The organism is Rhodococcus sp. NPDC003383 (assembly GCF_053589115.1).
On the sequence record NZ_JBSFRG010000003.1, the window covers coordinates 227,576 to 253,804 of the forward strand.

General features: G+C 67.3%; 20 protein-coding genes. 7 read left to right on the plus strand and 13 right to left on the minus strand.

Features of this window, described 5'->3' with window-relative positions; genetic code table 11:
* Positions 1 to 106: 106 nt before the first annotated feature.
* Positions 107 to 1,888 carry a DUF4012 domain-containing protein gene (locus ACWDTS_RS04595; protein WP_450117676.1) on the plus strand — a complete coding sequence of 594 codons (1,782 nt, stop codon included), beginning with the start codon at positions 107 to 109 and terminating at the stop codon, positions 1,886 to 1,888.
* 118 nt (positions 1,889 to 2,006) lie between these two features.
* Here the strand turns inward: ACWDTS_RS04595 and ACWDTS_RS04600 are convergent, their stop codons facing one another.
* The 9 genes from ACWDTS_RS04600 to ACWDTS_RS04640 are packed head-to-tail and all read right to left on the minus strand — an operon-like array spanning position 2,007 to position 13,386.
* A complete protein-coding gene (locus ACWDTS_RS04600) occupies positions 2,007 to 3,155 on the minus strand; it encodes a polysaccharide pyruvyl transferase family protein (protein WP_197256518.1) in 1,149 nt (382 codons plus the stop codon).
* Entirely contained in the window at positions 3,152 to 4,207 is a 1,056-nt protein-coding gene (locus ACWDTS_RS04605; RefSeq protein ID WP_450117677.1) for a nitroreductase family protein, read from the minus strand. Before ACWDTS_RS04605 ends, ACWDTS_RS04600 begins: the two co-directional genes overlap by 4 nt.
* A gap of 1 nt (position 4,208) precedes the next feature.
* Entirely contained in the window at positions 4,209 to 5,591 is a 1,383-nt protein-coding gene (locus ACWDTS_RS04610; RefSeq protein ID WP_197256513.1) for a flippase, read from the minus strand.
* A 15-nt stretch (positions 5,592 to 5,606) separates the two neighbouring features.
* Positions 5,607 to 6,467, minus strand: a complete 861-nt coding sequence (locus tag ACWDTS_RS04615) for a glycosyltransferase family 2 protein (protein ID WP_450117711.1) — start codon at positions 6,465 to 6,467, stop codon at positions 5,607 to 5,609.
* Positions 6,468 to 6,469: 2 nt separating this feature from the next.
* Positions 6,470 to 7,273 (minus strand): WecB/TagA/CpsF family glycosyltransferase, encoded by an 804-nt coding sequence (locus tag ACWDTS_RS04620; RefSeq protein WP_450117678.1) that lies wholly within the window; start codon positions 7,271 to 7,273, stop codon positions 6,470 to 6,472.
* A complete protein-coding gene (locus ACWDTS_RS04625) occupies positions 7,266 to 8,855 on the minus strand; it encodes a hypothetical protein (RefSeq protein ID WP_450117679.1) in 1,590 nt (529 codons plus the stop codon). Before ACWDTS_RS04625 ends, ACWDTS_RS04620 begins: the two co-directional genes overlap by 8 nt.
* Positions 8,856 to 8,911: 56 nt before the next feature.
* The gene (locus tag ACWDTS_RS04630; RefSeq protein WP_248674352.1) at positions 8,912 to 10,405 is read right to left on the minus strand and encodes a right-handed parallel beta-helix repeat-containing protein; all 1,494 of its coding nucleotides are present in this window, start codon (positions 10,403 to 10,405) and stop codon (positions 8,912 to 8,914) included.
* Between the two features lie 39 nt (positions 10,406 to 10,444).
* Complete coding sequence (locus tag ACWDTS_RS04635) at positions 10,445 to 11,794, minus strand: UDP-glucose dehydrogenase family protein (RefSeq protein WP_248674353.1); 1,350 nt, start codon at positions 11,792 to 11,794, stop codon at positions 10,445 to 10,447.
* Between the two features lie 47 nt (positions 11,795 to 11,841).
* Positions 11,842 to 13,386: a sugar transferase gene (locus ACWDTS_RS04640; protein ID WP_450108396.1), complete on the minus strand. Its 1,545-nt coding sequence runs from the start codon at positions 13,384 to 13,386 to the stop codon at positions 11,842 to 11,844.
* A gap of 795 nt (positions 13,387 to 14,181) precedes the next feature.
* On the opposite strand from ACWDTS_RS04640, the gene ACWDTS_RS04645 reads away from it, so the two are divergent.
* Entirely contained in the window at positions 14,182 to 15,123 is a 942-nt protein-coding gene (locus ACWDTS_RS04645) for a UTP--glucose-1-phosphate uridylyltransferase (RefSeq protein ID WP_450117680.1), read from the plus strand.
* 292 nt (positions 15,124 to 15,415) lie between these two features.
* On the opposite strand, the gene ACWDTS_RS04650 is transcribed toward ACWDTS_RS04645, so the two are convergent.
* Entirely contained in the window at positions 15,416 to 15,592 is a 177-nt protein-coding gene (locus ACWDTS_RS04650) for a hypothetical protein (protein ID WP_248674356.1), read from the minus strand.
* Positions 15,593 to 15,975: 383 nt separating this feature from the next.
* On the opposite strand from ACWDTS_RS04650, the gene ACWDTS_RS04655 reads away from it, so the two are divergent.
* Positions 15,976 to 16,908 carry a ScbA/BarX family gamma-butyrolactone biosynthesis protein gene (locus ACWDTS_RS04655; RefSeq protein ID WP_450117681.1) on the plus strand — a complete coding sequence of 311 codons (933 nt, stop codon included), beginning with the start codon at positions 15,976 to 15,978 and terminating at the stop codon, positions 16,906 to 16,908.
* A gap of 14 nt (positions 16,909 to 16,922) precedes the next feature.
* On the opposite strand, the gene ACWDTS_RS04660 is transcribed toward ACWDTS_RS04655, so the two are convergent.
* Positions 16,923 to 17,564 (minus strand): ScbR family autoregulator-binding transcription factor, encoded by a 642-nt coding sequence (locus ACWDTS_RS04660; protein ID WP_248674358.1) that lies wholly within the window; start codon positions 17,562 to 17,564, stop codon positions 16,923 to 16,925.
* Between the two features lie 36 nt (positions 17,565 to 17,600).
* On the opposite strand from ACWDTS_RS04660, the gene ACWDTS_RS04665 reads away from it, so the two are divergent.
* Positions 17,601 to 18,572, plus strand: coding sequence for an NAD-dependent epimerase/dehydratase family protein (locus tag ACWDTS_RS04665; protein WP_374068804.1), 972 nt, complete (start codon positions 17,601 to 17,603; stop codon positions 18,570 to 18,572).
* An 81-nt stretch (positions 18,573 to 18,653) separates the two neighbouring features.
* Here the strand turns inward: ACWDTS_RS04665 and ACWDTS_RS04670 are convergent, their stop codons facing one another.
* Together ACWDTS_RS04670 and ACWDTS_RS04675 are read right to left on the minus strand one after the other, a co-directional pair.
* Entirely contained in the window at positions 18,654 to 20,186 is a 1,533-nt protein-coding gene (locus tag ACWDTS_RS04670) for a sugar transferase (RefSeq protein ID WP_450117682.1), read from the minus strand.
* Positions 20,187 to 20,860: 674 nt separating this feature from the next.
* Positions 20,861 to 21,955 carry a glycosyltransferase gene (locus ACWDTS_RS04675; RefSeq protein ID WP_197256495.1) on the minus strand — a complete coding sequence of 365 codons (1,095 nt, stop codon included), beginning with the start codon at positions 21,953 to 21,955 and terminating at the stop codon, positions 20,861 to 20,863.
* 192 nt (positions 21,956 to 22,147) lie between these two features.
* Here ACWDTS_RS04675 and ACWDTS_RS04680 point away from each other — a divergent pair, with 192 nt between their 5' ends.
* From ACWDTS_RS04680 to ACWDTS_RS04690, 3 genes are read left to right on the plus strand one after another with little or no spacing between them, the layout of a single operon-like run.
* A complete protein-coding gene (locus ACWDTS_RS04680; RefSeq protein WP_450117683.1) occupies positions 22,148 to 23,869 on the plus strand; it encodes a serine aminopeptidase domain-containing protein in 1,722 nt (573 codons plus the stop codon).
* Positions 23,866 to 25,257, plus strand: coding sequence for an O-antigen ligase family protein (locus ACWDTS_RS04685; protein WP_450117684.1), 1,392 nt, complete (start codon positions 23,866 to 23,868; stop codon positions 25,255 to 25,257). The genes ACWDTS_RS04680 and ACWDTS_RS04685 overlap by 4 nt, the downstream gene beginning before the upstream one ends.
* On the plus strand, positions 25,146 to 26,222 hold the full coding sequence (locus ACWDTS_RS04690) for a glycosyltransferase family 4 protein (RefSeq protein WP_450117685.1): 1,077 nt from the start codon (positions 25,146 to 25,148) through the stop codon (positions 26,220 to 26,222). The genes ACWDTS_RS04685 and ACWDTS_RS04690 overlap by 112 nt, the downstream gene beginning before the upstream one ends.
* Positions 26,223 to 26,229: the final 7 nt, after the last annotated feature.

Consider the following 26,229-nt stretch of genomic DNA (forward strand, 5'->3'; position numbering starts at 1 on the left):
CGATTCGAAACTCGGTTATGGTCTGCGACGAGGATTCTGAAGGGGTTGTGTTCGCATGAGCGATATTACCGATGGGTCACATTCACCCGGGCGACAACGGCGCAAGGTGAGACGCAAACGCACCGAGGAGGAGATCGCTCGATACCGCCGACGGCGTGCCACGGTCCGAATCTACTGCGGGGCAGCAGTCTGCATCGCGCTCGGCTCGGCAGCATGGCTGGGATACGAGGCACTGCAGGCCAAATCGAGCCTGGAGCAGGCGCGAGATTTCGCTGTCCGGTCCAAAGATGCTCTTCTGTCCGGTGATTCGGAAACAGCGATTCTTGCGGCGGAGGACGCGAACCGGTACGCACAGCGCGCCCGGGATGCCACGCATTCGCCACCGTGGCGGATCGCCGCCACCGTGCCGTGGCTCGGAAGTCCGCTTTCGGCGACCGCGCAGATGTCGGAAGTGGTGACAGGCCTCACATCCGAGGTATTGCGACCGGTCGTCGACGCGGGAGCAGCCGTCTCCCCCGATCGCCTCTTTCTGGACGGCGCCCGAATCGATTTCACCGCTCTCGGGGCTGCCGCGCCGATCCTGGCATCGACCTCCGAGGCGATGACGGACCTAGATGTCCAGGCCCGGAGCGTCGACGGCACCTACGTGGGGGCGGTCGACCGCGCCCGCATCCAGCTGCAGGAACAGACCGCGGAACTGCGTGGCCTTCTGGAGAACACGGCAATCGCGGCACGGATCGCACCGGCGATGCTCAGCGCCGAGGGACCTCGCAGCTATTTCCTCGGTTTTCAAACCAATGTCGAAGCGCGCGGGTCGGGCGGCCTGCTGGGAGGATTCGCGATCGTCCGCGCCGAGGACGGCCGTGTCCGCGTCGACGACGTGGCGAGTAACCGCGAGCTTCGCCGGGACTATGCACCGATCGACCTCGGCCCGGACTTCACCCGGCTCTACGGTCAGAGCCGGCCGACGCAGGACTTCCGAAACAGCAACGTCAGCTCGCATTTTCCCTACTCAGCCCGGATCTGGCAGTCGATCTGGCAGCAGGAATCGGGAGAGCTCGTCGACGGAGTGATCGCGACCGACCCCGTCGCCTTGAGTTACGTCCTCGAGGTCGTCGGCGCCGTCACGATGCCGGACGGCGAGAAGATCACCGCCGAAAACGTCGTCGAACTCACCGGATCCACCGCATACGCGCGATTCGGCGATGATCAGAAGGCCCGCAAGGAGTACCTCGAAACCGTCGCCGGGAAGGTCGTCCGGAAACTCACCGGTGACATCGCCCGCCCGCGCGCACTGCTCCAGGCTCTCGGTCGCGCAGCCGGTGAAGGCAGACTCGCCGTGTGGAGTTCACACGGTGCGGAACAGGACGTACTGGCGGCCACAGCACTCGGACACACCGTGCCCGACGATCCGGCGCCGTATGCCGGCGTCGTGGTGAACAACCTGGGTGGCAACAAGCTCGACTACTACCTGGAACGGGAGATCTACTACACCGCCGGCACCTGTGACGGGAAGACCCGCACGTCGACGGTCACCGTTCGGCTGACGAACGCTCTGCCGGCCGGCGAGTACACCACCTATGTGGCAGGGATGTTCGACAATCCGATCGGCGCACCTGTCGGTACCAACCTGACCGATCTGTCGTTGCTGGCGACCCACGGTGCCCGGCTGAACAGGGTCACCGTCGACGGCAGGCCGACGTTCGCTTTCACCGGAAGCGAACTGGGACATCCCGTTTTCGGCGTCCAGGTTCCCGTCCTGCAGGGCGCGACGTCCGAGGTCGTCTACGAGCTGACCGAACCGGCCGTTGCGGGCGAGGCGAGAGTCCCCGTGCAGCCCCTCGTCGACGATCCGGCCGTGACCGTGTCGGTACCGGACTGCGGGTAGGAGCTGGCGCGATCCGAGTGTGCCCCGGCCTCGGCAAGAGACGGGGCACACTCGGCGCGCCCGGCCGGGTGCGTCCACGGCCGGTCGCAGAGCGCGGACGGTCTGCCCTCCGCCGCACTCAGAGTTCGATGCGCTTTTCGATATCGTCCCACATCTGTTCGGTCTCCGCCTTTTTCACGATTGCGAGCTCCGACACAGATTCCCTGATGCGCTGGATCTCCCCGAGCCGCCGGCTCAGGAAGGTGTCGACCGAGTTCGGGTTCTCGTACGGGTCCATCACCAGCCCGGAGACATCGTATTCCTCCGAGAGCCACTTGTACTTGTGGCTCCACCCGTGGACGAGCCCGGGAACTCCTTGGCTCAAAGCACTGACGAGGGCGTGAAATCGTCCGGAGACGATGAACGGCGCTTGCCCCAGAAGCCATTTCGACTGCCGGCCGTCCAGGCCCTCGATCACCGGCATCCCTCCGCACGTCCCGGCGAGCGTGTGCAGAAGGTCGGCGTCGCCGCCGCCCTCGTGGCACAGCCCGTACACCTCGTAGTCGTGCGCACGAAGCACCCGGACGATCTCCTGGAGATTGCGCATGTAGTCGTCCTTCGAGCCACCGCGCGCAGCCGCCCGTTTCGCGATGTTCCAGTTGGGAACGATCGGCACCATCCCGCGTAGATGCGAGAGACCACGCGGCTCCTCCGGCGCGAGCGCGGTCGTGAAGTCCGTTGCCACCGCGATCTTCTCGTAGGCAGACCGGGATCGAGCGGCTCCCTTCAGGAACCGGGCGGAGTCCGGGTCCCGCGCATAGACGAGCTCGCAGGAATCCAACAGGTCGGCGACGGGCTCGGTCACCTGCTCGAGCGGGCCGAACGCCTGCGGCAGCAGTACGACCGGGACACCTCGGTCGGACCATCGGATCAGATCGTCGGCCCGGCGCCGCAGATCGAGGTGGGCCCACTCGTCGCTGAACACGAAACCGGACACGTCGAAGACCGCGTCGATTTCCGACCCGACCACGAACGGCATCCGGTGCCGCAGTCCGCTCAGTCGTTCGGGGTTTCCTCCCCACACGCGGATTCGCAGCTTGGGGAACTCGAGCAGTGAATCGAGCCCCACCCATCGCTTCGCACGTTCGGATCCGGTCTGCATCGCGATGACGGGCTGGGCGCCCCACCTCGACCGAATCTGCTCGGCGGCGGCGCAGAGCATCAGGTAGGCACCCTGATTGGTGAAATTGCCGCCCGTAATCAGGATGTTCTTGCGTCGCTTGCTCATCGCGGATCTCCTTCGACGTTGCCCACGTACTGTCGGATCGAGTCCAGGTCCCGCTTGCCGGAACCGGGCACAACGGTGTTCGGGAGTGCGCGGCCGTACGCGATCAGCATCACGGTCCGCTCGTAGCGCTGCAGGCCCAGGATCTGTGCGATGCGCGCGTCCGCATCCGCCGAGTCCGGCCAGTTGATGCAGCAGGTCGAGACACCCTGCGCCTGCATCGCCATGAGGAAGCCCATGGACGCCAGCGCGGAGTCCACGTAGATCAGGTGACGATCCCGGGTGTGCGCGTACGCCGACAGGTCACCGACCACGACCACCAGCCCGACGAGATTCTGCGCGTATCCGGCTGTACCGCCGGGAATCTCCGCGATCCTGCGGACCGTGTCGCGGTCGTCCACCACGACGAATCGGTAGGGCAGGCGGTTGCACGCGGACGGCGCCTGCATGCCCAGGGTGATCGCCCGATCGACGAGGGAACGATCCACGGTCTTCGAGTCGAACCATCGCACCGACTGGCGGGCATGTGCGAGCGAGAGCAGTTCGTCGTAGGTCGGCAGCCGCTCGGAGCCTGCGCGTTCGGCATCCAGGACCGGCACGGGGCCGGCGTAGTTCCGGGAGCGCGGGCCCACGTTCAGTTGCTTGTACGTCTCGCGTGCGCGGCGGATCTCGGGTGACGGGCTCTCCTCCGTCGCGGCGAAGTACGCGTCGAGCGTGTCTGCCACCCACGCGCAGGTCACGGTGTCGAGCAGATCGGCCGCCGTGCACGCTTCCACCGCGGCGACGAGATCCTCGATGTATCCGGCCGCGAAGGTCTCCCGCCGCGGAATCATCGAGATGCCCTTCTCGAGCATGTGAATGTGCCGTCGCACGTAGTAGACCTCGCGACCGGAGCGACGTGCGCTGTGGTGCTTGCGCATCCCGGCGTAGACTGCCACGATCTCGCGCGCGAAGGCACGTCGTCCGAAGAAGTCCGCCAGTGCCACCGCGAGAAAGAAGCGCTGGGCAACGGTACGCCGGAGCGAGCGGAACACGGTCACCGATCGATCGAACATTTCAAGACTCCACTCTCTGCGAACCGGCACGGGCGAGGACGCGGCTGACCGGTGCCATCCAGGCGCGGGACATCTGGACCGCCACCGGCCAGGTCGATCGGGACAGGAAGGTGAACAGGTACACGGACATCACGTAGGACGCGGTACTCGCCCAGGCAGCACCGACGGCCCCCCACTTCGGAACGAGCAGCAGGCACAACGCGACGGTCGCCACCGCCCCGAGCCAGTGCCTCCCCACCGAGATCCAGAGGTTCCCCTCCGCGATGATCCACTTACTCAGCACCGAGGACATGAACATGAACGGCACAGCCAGCGCCTGGATCCTCAGCAATGCCGCCGCATCCTCGTACTCGGCGCCGAACGCGGTCACGACGACGACGTCCGCGAGGACGTACAGGAGCACGGCGATGGCGATGCCCGCCCACAGCGCGCCGTCGAACGAGCGCTGCAGCCTGTCCCGGTATGCGGAACCGCCACCACTGTCACGATCCTTCCGGCGCGCTTCGAGCAGGGCGGGGAAGGTCGCGGTCATATAGGCCATGGGCAGGGCCAGGCACACGTCCATCACACGCTGCGACACCGCGAACATCGCCACACCGGTCGCGCCGACGAGGATCTGGACGACGATCAGGGAAGCCCGCAGGTTCACCTGCTGGGCGATACCGGAGATCAGCAGCGGAGAGGACCGCTTCCACAGGTCCACCACGTCGCGGGCACCGGGCACTGCGAACGCTCGCCCGCTGGTCACATCCCGGCGATAGCAGACCAGAACGGCGACGCTGCCGGCGAACAGTTCGGCCACGTACAGTGCCACGATCACGGTGACACCGGATCCGAGCCACAGCGCAGTACATTTCGCGGCGAAGAAGACTGCTGCCACGATGATCTTGGCGAGGGCCGGTTTCCGTGCGTTCAGCCGGGCCTGGTACCAGAGTTCGGGCGCATCGAGCACACGGCCGAACACCGCCACCGCCGCCAGCGCGACGAGAAGGAACTCGTCGACACTCGTCGCGGTGCTGCCCATGAAGCCCAGCAGGGCAACGAAATAGAACGCCACCGTGGCCTCGCGCACGATGATGATCGAGCACGTGACGGTTCCGGGCTCCCGGCTTTCGCTGTACCTCTTGATCGCCAGGCCGTACAGGCCCGCGAGTCCGATCGCGATGCCGAGACCGGCCAGGGACATGGCGTAGCTGTAGACGCCGAAGTCCTCGACCGGCAGTGTCCGGGCCAGGATCACACTCAGCAATCCGACGAACAGCAGGTTGCACACCTGCTGCAACGAGGCCCAGATTCCGTTGGAGGCAGCGCCGTCCCGCAAGCGATCACGGATTCTGCGCATCTTCGTGGCGGGGTTCGCTGCCTCCGCGTCGACGGTGTTCATCTCGTCGGATGCCGTTCAGCGCACACCGGACAGACCCACGATCACGGCTGCGCCGTGCGGCGCGCCGGATCGTGCGATCACGGACAGGCTGCGGCCCACACCGCGGAGTGATCGTTCGGCCAGCGCAGCACGCAGTACGTGGGTGCACGCGAAGTCGGCCCGGGCACGACCGGACATTCCGGGACCGTGCACGTCGAGCCAGCGGAGCGAGGCACGGTGGTCGGCCTTCTTCGAGATCGACCCGCGACTGTCCTGCTGGACATGGACGAGCGCTTCCGGTACCCAGACGAATTCGCATCCGGGTATCTGCATCGCGCGGGCGATGTAGTCCCAGTCCTGATGCTTGGGCAGCGAGTCGTCCCATCGCACGCGCTCGTGCAGTTCCCGGGAGATCAGCAGACCGCTCGTCTGGAGCGCGTGGGTGCCGAACCGAAGGCGAGGCCGGGTCACCAGATACGACGCGACGTCACCTCGCCCCTCGTACGGGCGCGACGGAATTTCGGTGACCGAACCGGCACGGTGGAAATACATACCGGTGGCGACGAGTACGCGGCCTCCGGCGGCGCGGCTCCGTGCTGCCGTCAACTGCTTCTCGATCTTCTCCGGCTCCCACCAGTCATCGTCGTCCAGGTAGGCGATGTACTCGCCCCGAGAGGCATCGGCGCCGAGATTGCGCGCGGCCGATCCGCCGATGCGCCCGGGAGTTCCGATCACCGTGACACCCCTGGCGCCGACCCGTTCCGTGACGGTGTCCAACGCCGACGGGTCGTCGACGACCACCGTGACGGTGACGGGCACGGTCTGCGCGAGAGCGCTCTCCACGGCGCGGACGACGGACTCCCGGCCGATGGTCGGTATCACCACCGAGACAGGCATGTTCACGACTTCTCCTTCTCTCCTCCGGCCACGCGATGCCGTTCGCCCGTCGCGAGCACGTTCACGACGAGGACCATCAGAAGCACGGGTTCGACGAGATAGCGGAACGCGAGGCGTCGCGGTGATCGCGCGAGCCGGTACAGCCATTCCACTCCGCAGCGTCCCGTCCAGCGCGGCGCGAGATCCTGTGCCCCGGAAAGGTAGTCGATGCATCCGCCGACGTTCGCGACGACCTTGCCGGCGAACTCGTCGTTTCCGATGTTCTCGGCGATCCAGTACTCCTGGGTGGGCATACCGCGGCCGACCAGCACGACGTCGGCCTTGCGGACCGCCTCCTGCCAGGTCAGTCCCGTCGCCATCGAGCTCTGCGGCTCGAGCCGATATCCGTCGAATCCCATCCATACCACGTTCGGGTGGTTCGCTTCGACCTGTTCGGCGGCGAACCGGGCGGATTCCGGTGACGCACCGATCGACACGATGGTGCGGCGCTCCCCCGACTCCAGCAGGACGTCGAGCCAGTCGGAGCTGCCGACGCGGCGGTCACCCCCGAGTTTCCGCCGTGAGGCGATCCGTGCCAGCTGCAGGATCGGCCAGCCGTCCACCAGGAAGACGCCGGCCTTCCGATACGCCTCGCGGAACCGAGAGTCCTTGAGATGCAGATACAGCGCATGGAGGTTGTAGTTGGCGATCCACAGCGGCTCACCCGCCCGGCTCGCCGATCCGATCAGATCCGCGACCTCGGCGGCGTTCATCGGATGCAGCCTGATCCCGAGCAGATCGATACGAACTTCCGGTGAATCAGTCATTGTTCGTCCCCGTTTCGGTCGTGCGACGGTCGTGGTGGGTATCCGCGGGTGCCGCGCCGTCGCCGGGACGGGCGGCGTCCGCTGTCATGAACAGCGCGGCGGCGACGACGACGAGCCCCGCGGTCTGAGGTCCGAAGAGCGCCTCGGCGAACATCGCCGCGCTCGTCCATGCCGAGAGCAGCACCGCCGAACGCTTGCCCAGGTACTTGCACAGACTCGCCACTGTCGCGGCGAACAGCGCGATCCCGAGTATCCCGGTCTGGTAAGCGAGTACGCCCCAACTGCTTTCGCCGCCGGTGAGGATCCACCTGGAGACCGGTGCGCCGGCGATCCGCGCGAAGTTTCCCCCGTTGCCGACACCCGCGCCGACGAATTCGGTCAGCGCGTGCTTCATGCCCGCGACGAATCCGGCGAGGTGGTAGGTGGTGCTGTCGCCGCCGATGATGCCGAGCGGGTCGGCGAAGACGGACAACGCCTTACCGGGTCCCTTCGCCGCCGCGACGTAGGCCAGGACGAGGAGCACGGAGATCGACCATCCGGCGAGCAGACCGCCCCACACGCGCTTGGACCGCGCGTACGCGATGCCGCTGATCGATGCGATCAGAAGCATGAGGAACCCGCTCTTGGCCCCGCTCGAAATCAGGACCCACACGCACAGGGCGATGCACACGTACATGCCGGCTCGTACGGACCGGGGTCCCTGGATCGCGACGAGCGCGGCGATGATGACGACCGCGGCCGCGATGTATCCGGCATTCGTCGGCTCGACGACGAACCCGCCGGTGCGGTCGAACTGCAGGCCGAGGAACGACGTCACCGACGACAGCGAGTTGAGTGCGCCGTTCTTGTCCACGTTGACGATCGACCGCCAGACGGTCGATCCGACGAGGGTCTCCGCGAGCGTTCCGATCGCCAGCACCGCGGTGCTGTACCGAACGACGGCACCGAGCAGAGCGGATCGGCGTTCGTCGCTCCACTGCGCGGTCATCGCCACGATCAGCAGCACCGTGGCGAGCGGAATGAGAAAGTTCCGCAGATACGGCAGGGTGGCACCGCCGAGGGACGTCACGTGCGCGACCACCACCAGCGCGAAGAGGCCGTACCAGATCACGGGCCGCCGGTAGGTCTTCAGGTTCGTCATCGCGGTGGGGAACATCAGCGCGATGGCAGTGACGATCGCGACCGTCTTGCTCTCGCTGATGTAGACCGGCACGAGGTCGATGTGCTCGGGCACGAACATGCCGACCGCGAAGTTCTGGAAGAACGCGAGTGCGAGCCAGAAGACGACGAACAGCTCCGCCCCGACAGCCATCGTCAGCACGGTCGCCACGACGACACAGCCCACCGCGAGGCCCATCAATGCCGTCGGGCGGAACTGGCCGACGAAGGACAGGGGTACCGCGTAGACGGCGAAGGCCGCCAGCGTCACGAACAGCAGATAGGCGAGGTTCGTCGGCACGCCGGCGTCGGCCGCGCCGCCGACACGCGCACGATGGAGCGACACGAATGGGGCTGCGGCCTCGCGTGAGCGCGGGGCCGCACCGCGCCGGAGGTCGTCGCGACGACCGATCGTCGTGGTCATTGCGGCTGCCTTCCGTTCGTCGCTGTCGTTCCGGATCCGGTCCATGTCGCCGCCACTCACGAACCGACGCCGATGTGGAGCTGCATCTCGTCCGGCCCGGTGTTCGCGAGTACCACGGTCAGCTCGGCACCGGCGGCGTCGGTCCGGAACGCCACAGCGATGGCGCCGGCACGGTCGCCGAAGCAGTCACCGACCGTGTTCTCCACACCGTCCGTGATGACGACCGCATCGCCCTTCTCCCGCGCGACGAGCACAACGGCCGTTGCGGCACCCCGGGATCCGTCCTGCGGATTTCGCGCCAGCAAGGACACCGAGTGCACGCGACCGATGGCGAACTTGTCCAACGGGAGGTTCGTGAACGTCTCCGCCGCTTCCTGTCCCGCGGCCAGAGTCACCTTGCGCGGGCCGGAACCGGCACCGCTCACGAATCCGGCACGTGTCGACTTCCCCAGGTTCGCCGCCAGTTGCACACCGGAGCCGGAGGCCTGTGTGCCGTCGCCGCCCGGACCGGTGTGACCGGTCAGGTCGTTGCCGACGACGATGCCGGTCGATTCCGGATCCGCGACGAGGCACGCAGCGGGAGAGTCGTATCCCTGGCCGTCGTCGTTCGGGCCCGAGTGTGTCACGTTGCCCAGAACCAATGTTGCGGTGCCGCCGGTGGAGTGGATGTGCGTGTCGTCGCCGGCGATCCCCTCCGAGCGTGCGCCGTTGCGCCGCAGAACGTTCGCGGTCACGACCGTCCGCTCGCAACCGGACAGCCGGATCCCGGATCGGCCGTTCCGATCGATGTTGTTGCCGGACAGAATGTTGTGCTTGGCACCTTCCGCGTGGATGCCGTAGCCCAGATTCCACTCCACCTTGTTCTGCGTGACGATGTTGTCGTTCGCTCCCGGCGGCAGGTGGATTCCGCCGGTGCCGTTCACGTTGACGTAGTTGAGCGAGACGATCGAATCGACGCACCTGGCGATCCCGTATTCCGCGTTGTCGTGGACGTTGCAGCACTCGATCCGGTTGACCCCGGAATAGCCGCAGTCGATCCCGGTACGGCAGTGCAGGATGTTGACGTCGCGGACGAGGTTCCTGCCCTCCAGCACGACGCCCTCGTGCCGGGGTTCGTGCTCGGTCCCGCGGACCGCGAGGGACAGCAGGCCGGCACCCTCCCGGAGCCGCACCACGGGATCGGTGCGTCCGTCCCCGGTGGCGATGAGACGGGTTCCCTCCTGCGGCACCCCGGTGTAGGCGAACGACCAGCTTCCGGCAAGTTGCCGCCCGGCAGGCACCACGACGGTCCCCGCCACCCGGAACCGCCCCGCGGGAAGGACCAGCGAACTCGTCGAGTGCAGCGCCTCGTTGATGGCATCGGTGTCGTCGGTCTCTCCGTCCCCGGCGATACCGAGTTCGGCGATGTCGTCCGGTTCGACCGGCAGCGGGCGCACGACGGCGGCGTCGCCGTCCCGGAATGTACGAGAGCATGTCGGGACAGTCGCGATCGCGGCTACAGCAGCGGTCAGCGCTGTACCGGAGATGGCCTGCCGACGGCTCAGACGCACGGGACTTCCTTCCTTCCTTCCTTCGGATCGCGGTGACGGTCAGCCGACGACGGCTTCCGAGACGGCCCGGCCGAGTCCGCGGTACTGCCACCCCGCACGACGCCACCTGTCGACGTCGAGGCAGTTGCGGCCGTCCAGAACGACCTTTCGGCGCACCACGGACGCGACCACGTCGGGGTTCAGCTCACGGAACTCCCTCCACTCCGTGAGAACCAGCACCACGTCCGCGCCGGCACACGCCTCCATCGTGCTCGTCGCGTAGTTCAGGGTCGGGAACAAGCGTCGCGAGTTGTCCATCGCCTGCGGGTCGAACACGGTGACGGCAGCGCCCTGCAGCTGGATCTGCCCGGCGACATTGAGGGCGGGCGAATCCCGTACGTCGTCGGAATCCGGCTTGAACGCGGCGCCGAGCACCGAGATCCGTGCGCCGAGCAGCGAGCCTCCCGCCGCTTCCCGGGCGAGTTCCACCATGCGACCGCGGCGTCGCATGTTGATGTTGTCGACCTCGCGCAGGAACGTGAGGGCCTGGTCGGCTCCGAGCTCACCGGCTCGGGCCATGAAGGCTCGAATGTCCTTCGGGAGACATCCTCCACCGAAACCGATTCCCGCATTGAGGAATCGGCGCCCGATCCGGGCATCGTGCCCGATCGCGTCGGCGAGGACGGTGACGTCGGCACCGGACGCCTCGCACACCTCCGCCATCGCGTTGATGAACGAGATCTTCGTCGCCAGAAACGCATTCGCCGAAGTCTTGACCAGCTCTGCCGTCGCCAGGTCGGTAACGATGAACGGGACGTCCTCGTCCAGGAGCTGCGCGTACACCTCCTTGGCGACCTCGAGCGCCCTCCCGGGACGCGCAGCGCCGACGCCCAGGACCACGCGGTCCGGATGCAGAGTGTCCTGTACCGCATAGCCTTCCCGCAGGAACTCCGGGTTCCATGCGAGATCGACATCGTCGCCGGCCGGAGCGAGCTGACGTGCCCGCGCTCGCAGTCGTTCGGCGGTGCCGACCGGCACCGTGGACTTCCCGAAGATGACGGCCGGCTCGGTGAGCAACGGCGCCAGCTGTTCGATCACCGAATCGACATAGGTCAGATCGGCCGCGAATTCCCCCTTCTTCTGGGGTGTTCCGACACCGATGAAGTGCACGTCGGCGAACTCCGCGGCCTCGGCGTACGACGAGGTGAACCGAAGCCGCCCGGCCGCGATGTTGCGCGCGAGGACCTCCTCGAGGCCGGGTTCGTAGAACGGAACCTGACCGGCTTCGAGCTTCGCGAGCTTACCGGCGTCGACGTCGACACCCAGTACCTGGTGGCCCAATTCGGCCATGCACGCGGCGTGAGTGGCACCCAGATAGCCGGTTCCGAACACGGCGATACGACAAGTCATGGCAGATACCCGACTCTTTCTGTTTCGTTCTCGAGGGATGCGGTGGGCTAGTACGCGCCGTCGCTCGCGACGACCGCCTTGACGGTCCGCGCGATGATCAGGACATCGCTCACCATCGACCAGTTCTCGACGTAGGACAGATCCAGACGCACGGACTCGTCCCACGACAGGTCGGAGCGTCCGCTGACCTGCCACAACCCGGTGACGCCCGGCCGCACGAGAAGCCGGCGCTGGACGCGACCGTCGTAGTTCTCGACCTCTCGCCGCAAGGGCGGACGCGGACCCACGACACTCATCTCGCGTCGAACGACATTGATGAACTGCGGCAGCTCGTCGATGCTGTAGCGCCGGAGGAATTTTCCGACCCGGGTGACCCGCGGGTCCTCACGCATCTTGAACAGCAGGCCCGCGCCCTCGTTGTTCTTCATCAACGCCGCGACCTGCCGGTCGGCTCCGGTCACCATCGACCGGAACTTGATCATTCCGAACGGTTTTCCGTCGAGCCCGATCCGCTCCGAGCGATAGAAGACCGGTCCCTTGCTGTCCAGCTTCACGGCCAGCGCGACGAGCGCGAACACCGGGGCCAGCACGAGCAACGCGGTCGACGCGAAGACCAGATCGAACGCGCGCTTTCCGCTGCGCTTCGCACCGTGGTAGCTGGGCTTCTCGACGTGGATGAGCGGTAGTCCGGCGACCGGGCGCATCTCCAGCCGAGGCGCCGAGACATCCACGACTCCGGTGGCGACCACCAGGTCGGCGTCGTGCGGATCCATCTCCCACAGCAGGTCGCGAATGCCGTCCGGGCCCAGTGTCTCGGTCGCGGCGACCGCGACGGTGTCGGAACCGGACGCTCGGAGCGCGTCCACGATCGAGTGCTCGTCCCCATAGACGGGAATTTGCTTGCCCGCGACCTCCATGTGATCGCCGGCGATTCCCGAGTACCGGGGCACGCAGACACCGGCGACGTGGTACCCGTCCGTCGAGTTGCGTTCGAACGTCTCGACCATCAACCGCACCGAACGCGCGCCGCCCACGACGAGGACCGAGGTCCGGAACTCGCCCCGATTGCGCTTGGCGGCGACCACCTTCCGCCACAACCAACGTCCGACGAGAAGCCCGGCGAGGCCGGTCGGGAACGCGATCGCCAGATATCCACGAGCGAGCTCGAGCCGGAACACGAGCGCGATGATGGCCACCAGCCCGAACATCCGGAACGTGGCCGAGAGAATCCGCTGGTATTCGTCGTATCCGGAACCGATCACCCGACGCGAGCGGGTCCGGAACGCAGCGAGGAACGCGAGCCACAGCGCTGCGAGGCAGATCGAGATGACGACGTAATTCCATTCGGCTGCAGTCGCATTCACGAGCATGTCGCTCTGACCGAAGCGAACGACGTGCGCCAGCGTGACCGCCAGCACGACGACGAGGCTGTCGGTGACGATCAGCCTTCGTACATAGATCCGCTGCCAGGCCCGTCGCGTGCTCGCGCCGGCGGCGTGAGTCGGCGGCTGCGCCACGCCACGAGGGCCCGACCGGACAGGCTCGAGAGCCAGTCCGGTCCGCCCTTCGGGCGGTTGTTCTACCACTGTCATTGATTTGTGTCCTCCCCGTACCGGTAAGCCGTCGCCGGTTGGGCACGAGCCCACGCAACTCGCGCGACCGCCGGACTCCGCGCAACTGTTCCTCCCCAGGAATTGCACGAAATCGACGACCGGCACCAATTGCCTTACGCAGGTAATGAGTCTCAACTATTTGTGTGCAGATTGCATCCTCTTGCGACACGACCGGCGTTTCACGTTTTGTTGCGCAGCAGATTCCAATTTGCGAGTCGGTGGCGGTGCGGGGCCGTCGGCCCTGGTCAGCCGACGACGGACAGTTGCGCAGTTCGCTTACCGACCAGTAGTTTTCGTCGGCGGAGAATGTCGCTTATGAGATAGATCACACGGGAGGAATGGATTTCGAACGACACTTCTTGATCTGGACATTCGACCAGTTCGACTGCACTCTCCGCGGCGCGACCGAAAATCGTCCCGCCGGGCCGGACCTTCGTGGACGACGCCAGCGCCGGCAGGAGGCCCCGTCGAAGGGACCGGAGGCCGGCTACTCCACCGGACCGGGATCGGGTGGTCCGATCCGGCGAGAGATGAATGTGACTGTCGGACAGAAGCCGTCGAGGACCGACCCCGACACGCGGAGGTCGCGCGACCGCCCCGGACTCTCTATACTCCGATTCGACTCCATGCCTCCCTACGATCGCCGGTTCGATCGTCGCTTCTGCCGGAGTTTTCCAATCACCGCACGAGGACGTGCACTTCGTGCTCGGCGCAGCGCGCCGGGCATCGGGCGTTCGTCGCTCGTTCCTGCGAGTTCAGTTATGAGGTAATGCCATGGGGAGTAACTACACCCACGCCCACAACACCTTCAGGACCGCCGTCGTCCCCGCCGCCGGGATGGGCACTCGTTTCCTGCCCGCCACCAAGACGGTGCCGAAAGAACTCCTGCCCGTGGTGGATACACCGGGAATCGAGCTCGTCGCGTCCGAGGCAGCAGGATCCGGCGCGAGCCGGCTCGTCATCGTCACCGCTCCCGGCAAGGACGGTGTGGTGTCCCACTTCGTCGACGATCTCGCACTCGAGAGCAGACTGGAGGAGAGCGGAAAGTCACATCTTCTCGAAAAAGTCCGGCGTGCACCGAATCTCATCGATGTGGAGCCGGTGGTCCAGGAACGACCCCTCGGGCTCGGACACGCCGTCGGCTGCGCCGAACAGGCCCTCGACGACGACGAGGATGCCATTGCCGTCCTGTTACCCGACGATCTGGTGCAGCCCTGCGGAATTCTCGATCTGATGTCCCGGGTGCGGGCGGAACGCGGAGGTAGCGTGCTGTGCGCGATCGACGTTCCGAAGAGTCAGGTCGGTTCGTACGGAGTCTTCCACGTCGAAGAGGTTCCGGGCGTGGCCGAACCGGATGTTCTGCGGGTGCTCGGAATGGTGGAGAAGCCCGCGCTTGCCGACGCTCCGTCCACTCTCGCTGCGGCCGGCCGGTATCTGCTGGACCGCGCCGTCTTCGATGCTCTTCGCCGCATCGAACCCGGCGCGGGTGGTGAACTCCAGCTCACCGACGCCATCGCCCTGCTCATCGACGAGGGGCACCCCGTCCACGTCGTCGTCCATCGCGGGACACGGCATGACCTCGGCAATCCGGGCGGATACCTGCGGGCGTCCGTCGACTCGGCGTTGGGCAACCCCGACTACGGTCCGGGGCTTCGCCGGTGGCTCGCCGAGCGTCTCGGGCTCGAGGATTCCGCCGACCGGGTCCGGACCGCATGACGAGCGGGTCCGGATGCACGACACGACTTCCGATCGGTGGCGTGCATCCGGACCCGAGGGTCGGGTCTTCCACGTGCACGCACGCGAAAGGAGGCCCGCAGCACGTTCTACGGACCTGTTCGTGACACCGACGGGCACCTCCGGTAGGAGTCCGCTAAACTGTCGGACGTCGCCGCAAGGTGACGGGTGCGTCTCCGTATGTCCTCCCCGACAACATGGAGTTACTGCACAGCCCCGCCCGGCTCCTCCCCTTTTGCCGGCGGGGCTTTCCCGTCTTCCGGCACCGCCGTGCTCACACGACGCCGAGCGCACTCAGCACGAATGCAACCACCCAGTCGAAGATCTCCTGGGGCCCAATGACACTCGATCCGGTGGACGGCACCCGAGGAGACTCCTCGGCCGCATGAGCGGGAGCCGCCGCCGCGGTGATGGCCGCGAGGACGACCGCGGAGACGACCGCGGTTCTCATTCGACCAGATGTCACTTCGACCTCCGTTGCATTCACTTTCGTTGTCGCCGGGGCCCGTTCGACGAACCCCGGTCTGTGACGACCGGGGTTACCCCTCGCAAGCCCGGTCGGCACAGCCCGGGAGCGGCGAGACCGACTCGGCCGGATCGTTGATCGATCCGGCCGAGGGATCCCGCCACCCTGTCCCCGACTGGGACTACCGTAGCACAAAACCGGTCAAACGGTTTTTTACCATCATGTGACATTTTTTTCGGCATCTTTCGGGCTTTTCGGACACCACAAGTGTCGGCGAGCCGTAACGCCCCTGTTCGGCGGGCTGTTCTATAGTCGCCGCCGAGCGGCTTCGAAGATTCGTTCACAGGACAACAAGGGAGGCCCAGACGATGGCCGGGGGTACGCATGCGGGCGAGGCACGTCCCGTTCTGGGATTCGAGTCGACTGTGCCGCGCCGCTTCGTGCACCGCCGGTCGGTCGCGGAAGTCTTCCTCACCGACTGCGTAGCCACGGACACGGTCGATCACTTCACCCTCGGTGCGCAATGGCCACGATCGCACAGCTTCTATCGGTCGCACAACGGTCGCTACGACACGATGCTGATGGTCGAAACCCTGCGCCAAGCGACGATCTACCTGGCGCACACCAGGTATCGAGTGCCCCTCGGTCACCCGTTCGTGATGCACACCCTGCGCGTGGACGCCACACCACACGCTCTGTCGATCGACGACCGGCCGGCCGAAGTGACGATCGAGGCGCAGGTCGGCGACCACTTCTACCGGGGCAACATGCTCGCGCGCTTCTCGGTCACCTACGTCTGCCGCATCGGCGACACCGAAATCGGGCGCGGTTTCGGCACCGCGAGTGTATTCACTCCCGCTGCGTACGCCCAACTTCGTTGGGGTGGTTCGGGTCCCCGAGCAATCGGCATGCCGGTCCGTCCCGAGCCGATGTCCGGCAAGATGGTCGGGCAGTTCCGTTCGGAGGACGTGGTCCTCGGAACGGAGCACGGCCCGAACCGGTGGACACTGCGCGTGGACGACGAGCATCCCATCCTCTTCGACCACCCGAGCGACCACGTTCCGGGCATGCTCGTTCTCGAAGCTTTCCGGCAGGGGGCTCGCGCGGCGCTCGCCCTGCCGCACGCGGACATCGAGTCCGTCGAGGTCACGTACCACCGATTCGCCGAGAACGACGCGAACGCCACGGTGTCCGCCGAGCCCGATCCGGATGACCCTTACACAGTTCGTATTTCGGTCGAGCAGTGGGGACAGCACATCGCCAGCGGCCGGGTGCGCCTCCTATCGGACGGTTTCCGGTGACGGCACGATCGTCGTCACGACGCGGCTGCGGACCACCGTGCGTTGCGGATGGTTGCGATCTTCCAGTGCCTGTCGGCCGGCATGAGGCCCGGCAGCATCAGCGACCACATCTCGTCCAGTCGCTGCTCGAGGTCCTCCCGCCCGGTCAGGACGTTCGAGACCAGCTGCACTCCGGTGAACGCACCGATTCCGAAACGTGCGAGAACGTCGGGCTCGATGGTGTCGAGAAGGTCACCTTCGGCGCGGGCTCGGTCGGAAAGTCCCTCGTACGCTCTGATCCAACCGAGATACGGCTCTGCCGGTCCGGCGACCGCACTCAGTTCCAGGGTCAGCCGGATACCGGCTCGCACGATGGGGTCGTGCACCATCTGATGCCCGAATTCGTAGCTGAGCATGACCATCTGCTCGAGGGCGGAACTGCCGGTGGCAGCGATCGCGTCGACGGAGGCGATGGAGATGCGGTGCTGTTCTCCGATGATGGCCTGCGCCAATTCTTCTTTCGACTTGAAGTGGAAGTAGAGGGCGCCCTTGGTGGTGCCGGCGATCTCGACGATTGTGCCCAGCGTCGATCCTTCGAAGCCTTTCTGTTCGAAAGCCTTTGCCGCACCCATCAGGATCTGTTGTCTGGTTGCCTTCGCCCGAGCCTGCCTGACCACGTTCGCTCTGCCCCTAACCGACAAGTGAGATGAATAGTGACGGAATTTGCTGACAACCCCGCTTCCGACCGGTCACAGAACACCATAGCCCGATCCGACCCCCCCGGATCGGTACCGCCTGCGCCGCGAATCGTACTCTTCGGCGCGACCGGATTCATCGGGAGCGCAGTACTCGAGGCCCTGACCAGTGCGGGGGCAGACTTTACCGCAGTGGCACGGCGGCCGGACGCGGTTGCCGAGTCGGCTCCGCGTGTCGTCGCGGCGGATCTCACCGATCCGGCGAGCCTGCCGGGCGCGTTGACCGGCGCGGATGTGGTCGTGCACGCCGTCTCCTACACCGGTGGCGACCCCGAACAGGCCGACGCGGTCAACCGGATCGGAACCGAGCACCTGGTCGCCGCCGCCCGCGAGCGCCGCGTGCCGCTGATCTACGTCAGCACGGTCGGCGTGTACGGATCCGGACCGCACCGCGGGATCGTCGAGGGCACTCTGGACCCGAACCCGGTATCCGTTCTCAGTATCAGCCGGCTCGCTGCCGAGAAGGCCGTGCTCGACTACGGGGGGACGGTGGTCCGGGTCGGTTTCGTGTACGGACCCGGCGACCGCTGGTTCGCCCCCGGCCTGGCGTACATCCTCGCCCGTCTCGGTGCGTGGGTCGACGAGGGCCGGTCGGTGCTCTCGCTCATCGGCGTCGGCGACCTCGGCCGACTGCTCGCGGCACTCGCGCGGCAGGTACCGCCGCTCCGGCTCGGCGGCACCGTGCTGCACGCGGCGTATCCCGAGCCGCGGCCGGTGCGGGAGATCGCGGCCGAACTCGCGGCCGGCGGCGCGTTCCCCCTACCGGAGGCGAGCCTGACTTTCGACGAGGCCGTCGCACGCGCACCCGAACTCGGGCTGTCCGAACGCAACATCGATCTGGCCGGGCACGACCACCACTACGACTCGACTCGTATCTGGGAGACGACCGGGCTCCCCGTTCCGGACGAACGTCCCCGGCTGAGCTTCTGACGGACGCCGCCACTCCCGCCCCGTGCGCGATTTTGGTAGCGGCCGCTACCGAAATCGCGCACGGGAGGGGCTGCGCGCCGGTCAGTACGCGCCGTCGCTCGCGAGGACCGCCTTGACGGTCTTCCCCACGATCAGCAGATCCTGCACCATCGACCAGTTCGACACGTAGAACAGATCGAGCCGGATCCGGTCGGTCTCGGACAGGTCGGATCGTCCCGAGACCTGCCACAACCCGGTGATGCCGGGGCGGACGAGCATCCGGCGTTCGACGAAGCCTGGCACGTCACCGCCCTCGCCGGGTGTCAGTGGGCGGGGACCGACCATGCTCATCTCGCGCCGGAGGACGTTGAACAGCTGCGGCAGCTCGTCGAGGCTGGTACGGCGGATGAAGCGTCCGACACGGGTGATCCGGGGATCGGCCGAGGACTTGAAGAAGGTCGCGTCGTCCTGGCCGACGTCCGCGCGGATCTCGTCCTGCAGCCGGTCCGCGCCGACCACCATCGAACGGAACTTCCACATCCCGAACATCTCTCCGTTCAGGCCCACCCGCTGCTGACGGTAGAAGACGGGACCGCCGTCGCCGAGTTTGATCGCCACCGCCACGGCCAGCATGACCGGTGAGAACACGAGGAGCGCGATCGTCGCGGACACGAGGTCGAACACCGTCTTCGCAGCCCGGTTGGAACCACGGAACTGCGGTTCCTCGACGTGCATCAGGGGAAGACCACCGACAGGCTTGATCGCCAGACGCGGCGCGGCGACGTCCATCACCGCCGGCGCGACCGCAAGGTCGACGCCGTAGGGCTCGAGTTCCCACGCGAGGTCGCCGAGATCGGCGCTGCCCCACTGGCCGCTCGCCGCGACCGCGACGGTGTCCGCGCCGGTGAGTTTGACCGCGCGGAGCACTTCGGTTTCGTCGCCGAGCAGCGGGATCTCGCGGCCCCCGATGGTGACCGTCTGGCCGTGCTCTCCGGAGTAGCCGGGAGTGCACACACCGACGACGCGGTAGCCGGCGTCGGCGTCACGGTCGAAGGACTCCACCATGGCCTGCGCGGCACGCTCGCAACCGACCACCAGGACCGAACTCTGGAACCGGCCGCGCTCGCGCAGCCGCTCGAGGTGCTGCCGCCACCACCAACGGGAGGCCAGCAGTCCGAACAGGCCCACAGGCAGGGCGACCGCGAGATAGGCACGTACCAGGTCGAGTTCGACGAGAAGCGCGAGGATTGCGAGACCACCGAAGAACTGCATCGTGGCGTAGGTGACGAGTCGGTACTCCTCGAGGCCACTACCGGTCACGTTCTGGTCGCGGGTGCGGTGGAACGACAGGGCGAGAAGCCAGATCGCTGCAACCGCGACGGACAGGATGGTCTCGTCGAGGACTTCGGACGCCGTGAACGACGTCCGAAAATCCGAGTTCCCGCATCGAATCCATTGCGCCAGTGCGACCACCGCGATGACGACGCCGACGTCGGACAGTCGCAGCCATCTCGCGTAGGCCACCTTCCACTGGCGCCGGTTGCTTCGCCAGCCGGGGTCCGATGCCTCCGCGGTCGGTCGGATCGCGATCGGATCCGTCAGTTCACCGGGACCGGCGTCATTCGTAACGTCCATCTTCGGTTATTCCCCCACGCACTCCCCTTCAGGCCCCCGACGCGATCGAACAGAACAGTTGCCGCACCCCTCGGTGCGGCGGGCGGTAGCTCTTCCGAGCCACCGCGGCACGAATGCTTGCATGCTTAGGTGCACGAAAAACCGTACAGTGCAGGAGATCACACGCTCTCGCTGCCGATCACCCCGGTTTTCACCCCCTATTCCCGCGCAGGACGCCCATCCGCTCCCCACGCGCCCCGGGTGAATTCACCCTCGAATCACCCTTGACACCCCGCATTTTCGACCGCCGATTCGAACGAGGACACGCCGGAGCAGACGTCGAACTACGACGCGATAGAGAATCGAGATCCTTCGGTACCGGGCGTCGGAGATGCGGAACGACCGGGAGAAAACTAGGTGTGGTGTCGAAATTCCTTGCTCGCCAAGGGTACCGGGATCATCCGAGCGCGAGCATCAACACTCGAACCGGACGCTCCCGATACCCCGGCTGCCATCCCCCAGACCCATCGGCGTGCGTGCGATCCACCAGAAGAGGAGAACCTGCACAAATCCGCACCCCCGGACTCACCCCATCACCAATGGGACGAAGCTACCCCACCAACTGTGTGCAATCAAGGTGCAAAAACATCGGCAATCGTGACCCACGTCACCGATGATTCGGCGGGTGTTCGTCGTCAGTTTCCGACCCATGCAACGATTTCGGCACGGAACCGTTCCGACGAGAGGTCCGCGGTCGAACCTGCCGACGGGCGCGGAACCCGATCGATCTCCAGAATGCAGTCGGCAACCGCCTCCCAGCGGTCCTCGCGGAAGCACAGGCCGTCGACTCCCTCGGTCAACCACTCCGACGCACCCCCGAGGCTGTTCACGATCACCCGGGCGCCGGCGGCGCGGGCCTCGACCGGCATGATCCCGAAGTCTTCGATCGCCGGGAAGACGTACACGAGCGCCCGTTGATACAGGGTGTACAGCAACGCATCCGACGGACGGCGCAGCACCCGTACCGAAACCCGCGCCGATTCGGCGAGCTCGCGCAGCCGTGCTTCCTCCGGCCCCGATCCGGCGATCACCGCGGGCAGCCCGGCCCGCTCCGCGGCACGGATCACCCAATCCAGTCGCTTGTACGGAACGAACCGGGACGCTCCGAGGACGAACGAGTCCGGCAAGCTCGCCACCAGCGCCGATTCCTCGTCGTCGAGTTCCGTACGCCAATCCGCGACGGCGGTGATCCGCCGCGTGTCCACCGGCGGGAACACGACCCGCGCGTCCACGTCCCACGCCTTCTCGATCCGGCGGCGCACGAAGTCGCTGTTCGCCGCGAAACGCGCACCCTCACGGGCACGGCGTCGATCGATCCCACGGAGGACCGGCGATGCCAGCCGCGCCGCGGGCGACGTGCCACGTTCGTCGAGTTCCGGGGTCCACAGGTAGCGCGCCGGCGTGTGAACGTAGACGTACTTGCGGAATTCGGCGGGCGGCGTGCGGAACGAGACGTGGTGCGCGAAACAGTGCGAGCTGACCAGGGCGAAGTCGTAGTCGCCCGGACGGCCGCGCCACACGAACGGCATGGCCGGCAGCGCCAGGGCCTTGCTCCGCCGCAGCGGGGTGCGCGCGAGCGCGCTCTCGACGACGGTGCGGCCCGGGTATCGGTCGGCGTTGTCCCACAGGCACAGCACGTCCGCGTCGGGGAAGCAGCGAACGAACTCGTCCAGAACCTTCTCCGAACCGCCGTCGCGCTCGATCCATTCGTGCACCAGAACTCCAGGCATGGCAAATCCCTTCGGGGCCGACGACGCGGCCACGGCCGGTTACCTTAGGCCGAGACAACCCCGATCCGGTAACGCCGGAGGTCCCGGGCCCGATCGAATACATCGTGAGATCAACAGGATTCGCCCCGACGCCGCGATCGGGCATGGAGATTTCACCCCTGGAATCACCCTCGGAGGACTTGGAGAATCACCATGGGCGTGCAATATCCGACCTGGTTCGGTCCGGACGATCTGCCTCTGCTGGGGACCGTCCACGTTCCGGACTCGGGCCGTGCACGTGCCGCGGTGGTGCTGTGCCCACCGCTCGGGAAGGAACACGTCGACACCTACCGCGGCATCAAGGCCCTCGCCGAGTCCCTCGCCGACCGCGGTCTGCTCGCGGTACGGTTCGACTACGCCGGAGCCGGTGACTCGGCGGGTGCACAGGACGACCCGGACGCGGTCACGGGGTGGCTGCGCAGTGTCGTCGAAGCGGTCGGGTCGGCCCGTGCCACCGGTGCCTCGTCGATATGCCTCGTCGGGTTGCGGTCCGGGGCGTTGATCGCCGCCGCGGCAGCTGCGACGGAGGCGATCGACTCGATGGTGCTGTGGGACCCGATCCTGTCCGGCCGCAGCTACCTGCGTGAGCAGCGCGCCCAGTACACGTTGAGCATCGGCGCGGACGATCCGTCCGATCCGCGGGTGTCGATCCTCGGTGGTGTTCTCGACCCGGGCGCCGTGTCCGCGCTCGGCGCACTGAAGATCGACCCGGCGCGCCTCGCCGGCGTCCGCACGCTGCTGGCGGTCCGTACCGCCGTGGCCGACACCCCGGCCGTGCGCACGCTCGCCGGCGCCCTCGACGGTGACGAGATCACCCTCGTCGACCACGAGGCGTTCACCACCCCGGCCAGCTTCCATGTCGCCCTGCCCACCGGACACATCCGTGAGATCGCGGACTGGATCGCCGAGGGCGCCCCCGCCGCCGACACCGAGGTCCGACTGGAGGTGCGCGACCGGGCACAGGTCGCGTCGACCCCCGACGGCCGCCCTGTCGTCGAGACCCTCGAGGAACTGGGGCCGAACGGTCTCTTCGCGATCCGCACCCACGCTGCCGGTGAAAACGGGCCGGCGAGGCCCACCGTTCTCTTCCACGCGACCGCGTACGAGCATCGCGTCGGACCGGGCAGGTTGTGGGTCGAGATCGCGCGGTCGCTCGCCGCGGACGGGGTGTCGTCGGTGCGGTACGACCGGCGCGGCACGGGCAACACCGGCGTCGTCGACCCCGACCATCCCGTGGCCCTGTACTCCGACGACTCGGACCGGGACGCCCGCGACGCCGCCGACGCGGCGGTCGCCGACCCGCGCGATCTGGTGATGACCGGGTTGTGTTCCGGCGCCTGGTATTCCGCGGCCGTCGCGTTGCGGGTGCGGCCGCGCGCGGTGATCCTCACCGACCTGATCCTGTGGTCGGTGTATCGGCGGCGGTCGCTGCGCGAACAGCTGGCTCCCGGGATGCCCGCGAGCGATGGGGCCGGTGGCGACGCGTCGGCGCGGGCACGGATCAAGGCGCTGCTGCAGCGGCACCTGCCGTACCCGGCGTGGCGGCTGCTCGGCCGGTTCGGCATCACGCAGGTCCCGGAGGTGCTGCTCGAGGCGCTGCGCAAGGCGGGGGTTCCGACCACTGTGATCCTGTCCGCCGAGGACCGCGCGTGGTTCGTCGGCCAGCGCGGCGAGGAAGGGCTGCGTCGGCTGCGTCGGCGCGGCGGTGATCCGGAGATCCACGCCGTCGGGTTCGGTGACCATCCCGCGCTCCACCGCGACCTGCGCGAGCGGATCCGGACGGTGACCACCGAGACGGTGCTGCGCCGCTTCGGGATCCCCGTGGACACCGAACGCACCGCGGACACCGGACGCACCGCGGAGGCACTCCGGTGATCGGTCTGCTCGCCGTCGGGGTTCCCGCCGCGGCGGTGCTGTTCGCGCTGCTGTACCGGCGGCCGCAGAACGGGCTGTTGCTCGTCGCCGCGTTGACGCCGCTGCACGGCCTGCTGACGATTCTGCCCGGTGGACCGTCCCTGACGGGATGGAAAGAAGGTGTGCTCGTCCTGACGTTGCTCGCCACGTTCGTCACCCCGAACCGCGGCCGGACGATGCCGCCGTCGATGCCGTGGTGGCCTGCCGCGGTCGTGTGGGTGGCGATCGGAACACTGTCGGCGCTGCTCGTGTCCGGTCCGGCCGCCGTCACCGCGCTGAAGGTCACCTACTTCTACCTGATCATCCCGATCATCCTGTGGCGCGCACCCTTCGACGCCCGCGACCGCGACCGGCTCGTCACGATCCTGATGGGCACGGCGGCGGTCGGCGCGGTCGTCGGCCTCGCGCAGCAGGTCGTCGGGGCGGACCGGCTGGTCGCGCTCGGCTACTCGTACGACGAGCACATCCGCACGACCGGGGGCATCCTGCGCAGCTTCGGCACGTTCACCGGACCGTTCGCGTTGGGGCTGTTCGTGATGATCGGCCTCATCGTGGGCGGCGCGGTCGCGCTCGCGGATCCGCGGCGGCTGCGCAACTCCCTGTTCCTGTGGGCGACGCCGGTGATGTTGCTCGGCATGGGCGTGACGATCGTGCGCGCCTCCTACATCGGGTTGGCGGCGGCGTTGCTGTGGCTGGCGATTCATCGCCACCGAGTGTTGTTGGTGCTCTTCGGTGCCGGTGCCGTCGCGCTTCCGGTCGCGCTGCTGTTCGTGCCGGGTTCGGTGACGTCCGCGTTGTTCTCGTCGTCGAGTCTGGGTGAGCGCGGGGACGGCTGGGCCGACACCGTCTCGTCCTTGTTCGTGCATCCCTTCGGGCAGGGTCTGGGTGCCACCGGGGCCGCCGCGGACAAGGCCGCCGAACTCGCCGATCCGCTGTATTCGACGCTGTCGCTCGACGCGGCGATCGCGCTCGGCCGGATCCCGTACCAGCCGGACAACTACTACATGAAACTCATGGTCGAACTCGGGCCGATCGGGCTGTGGATCTTCGGCCTGCTGCTGGTGTCCGCGGCCGTGTCGACGCTGCGGGCCTCGCGACTGCTGCGCGGCCAGGACTCGGCGCTGGCACTGGGCGTCAGCGCGTCGGTGATCGCTGCCGCGGTGGCGTCGACCGTGTCGACCTATTTCGAAATCTTCCCGCTGGACGTCTACTTCTGGCTACTTCTAGGAACTGTCGGATGCGCTCTTACACAACAACTCTCGTCTCGGACGGAACCCGGATCGGATTCGGGGCCCTCGCGCTGCGCCCCGGCGGCAGCGGGGTCCAGACGTACGCTCGCGAGCTCTTGAACGCGCTCGCCCCGAAGCTCGGGGCGGCCGGCCTGCGGGCGGTGGTGCAGAGCGATGCCCGCGCCGAGCTGCCCCGGCAGGTCAGGCCCGTCGAACGCCCGGTGTGCGACGGGGCGCAGCGTGTCGCCTGGGGTCTGGTCCCGCTGCGCGACGTCGACGTGTTCCACGCGCTCGACGTCGATCTTCCGCTCGCCCAGCGCGGCCCGACCGTGTCGACGTTCCACGACCTGTCCGTCTTCGACGTGCCGTGGGCGTTCGGCCGCGGACGCGCCGTCGGGGAGCGGCGTCTGCTGCGCCGGGCGATGCGTCGCGCCGACGTCCTCGTCGCCGTCTCCGAGTTCACCGCGGACCGGCTGCGCGCCCACTGCGGACGCGAAGCCCGCGTCACTCCCCTCGCGCCCGCGCCCTGGGCGGTCCCGCCCGGTGCCGCGGAGGTCGCCGAGGTCCGCGCGCGGTTCGGGCTGCCCGAGCGGTTCGTGCTGCAGGTCGGCACCGTCGAACCCCGCAAAGACGTCGCGCTGGTCGCCGCCGCGTGCCGGCGGCTCGACGTGCCCTTCGTGCTCGCCGGTTCCGGATCGACCGGGCCCGGCAAGCCCGCCGGCGCTCACGGTCTCGGCTACGTCGCCACCACCGACCTGCCCGCGCTGTACGCGGCGGCGACCGCCGTCACCTATGCCTCCACGTACGAGGGGTTCGGGTTACCACCGCTCGAGGCGATGGCGTGCGGAGGCGCTGTCGTCGCGAGTGCCGTCGGCGGGTTGCCGCAGGCTGCACGCGACGGCGCGGTGCTGGTCACCGAACACACCGAGGACGCGTGGGTCCGGGGCCTGCGCGAGGTGCTCCTCGATCGCGACACCCGCCACGCGCTGCGCAGCAGGGCGGTCGTCACCGCCGCGGCCTCGACCTGGGACCGCACCGCGGAGCTGACCCTCGACGCCTACCGCCACGCCGGGCTGCGGATCTGAGGTAGCG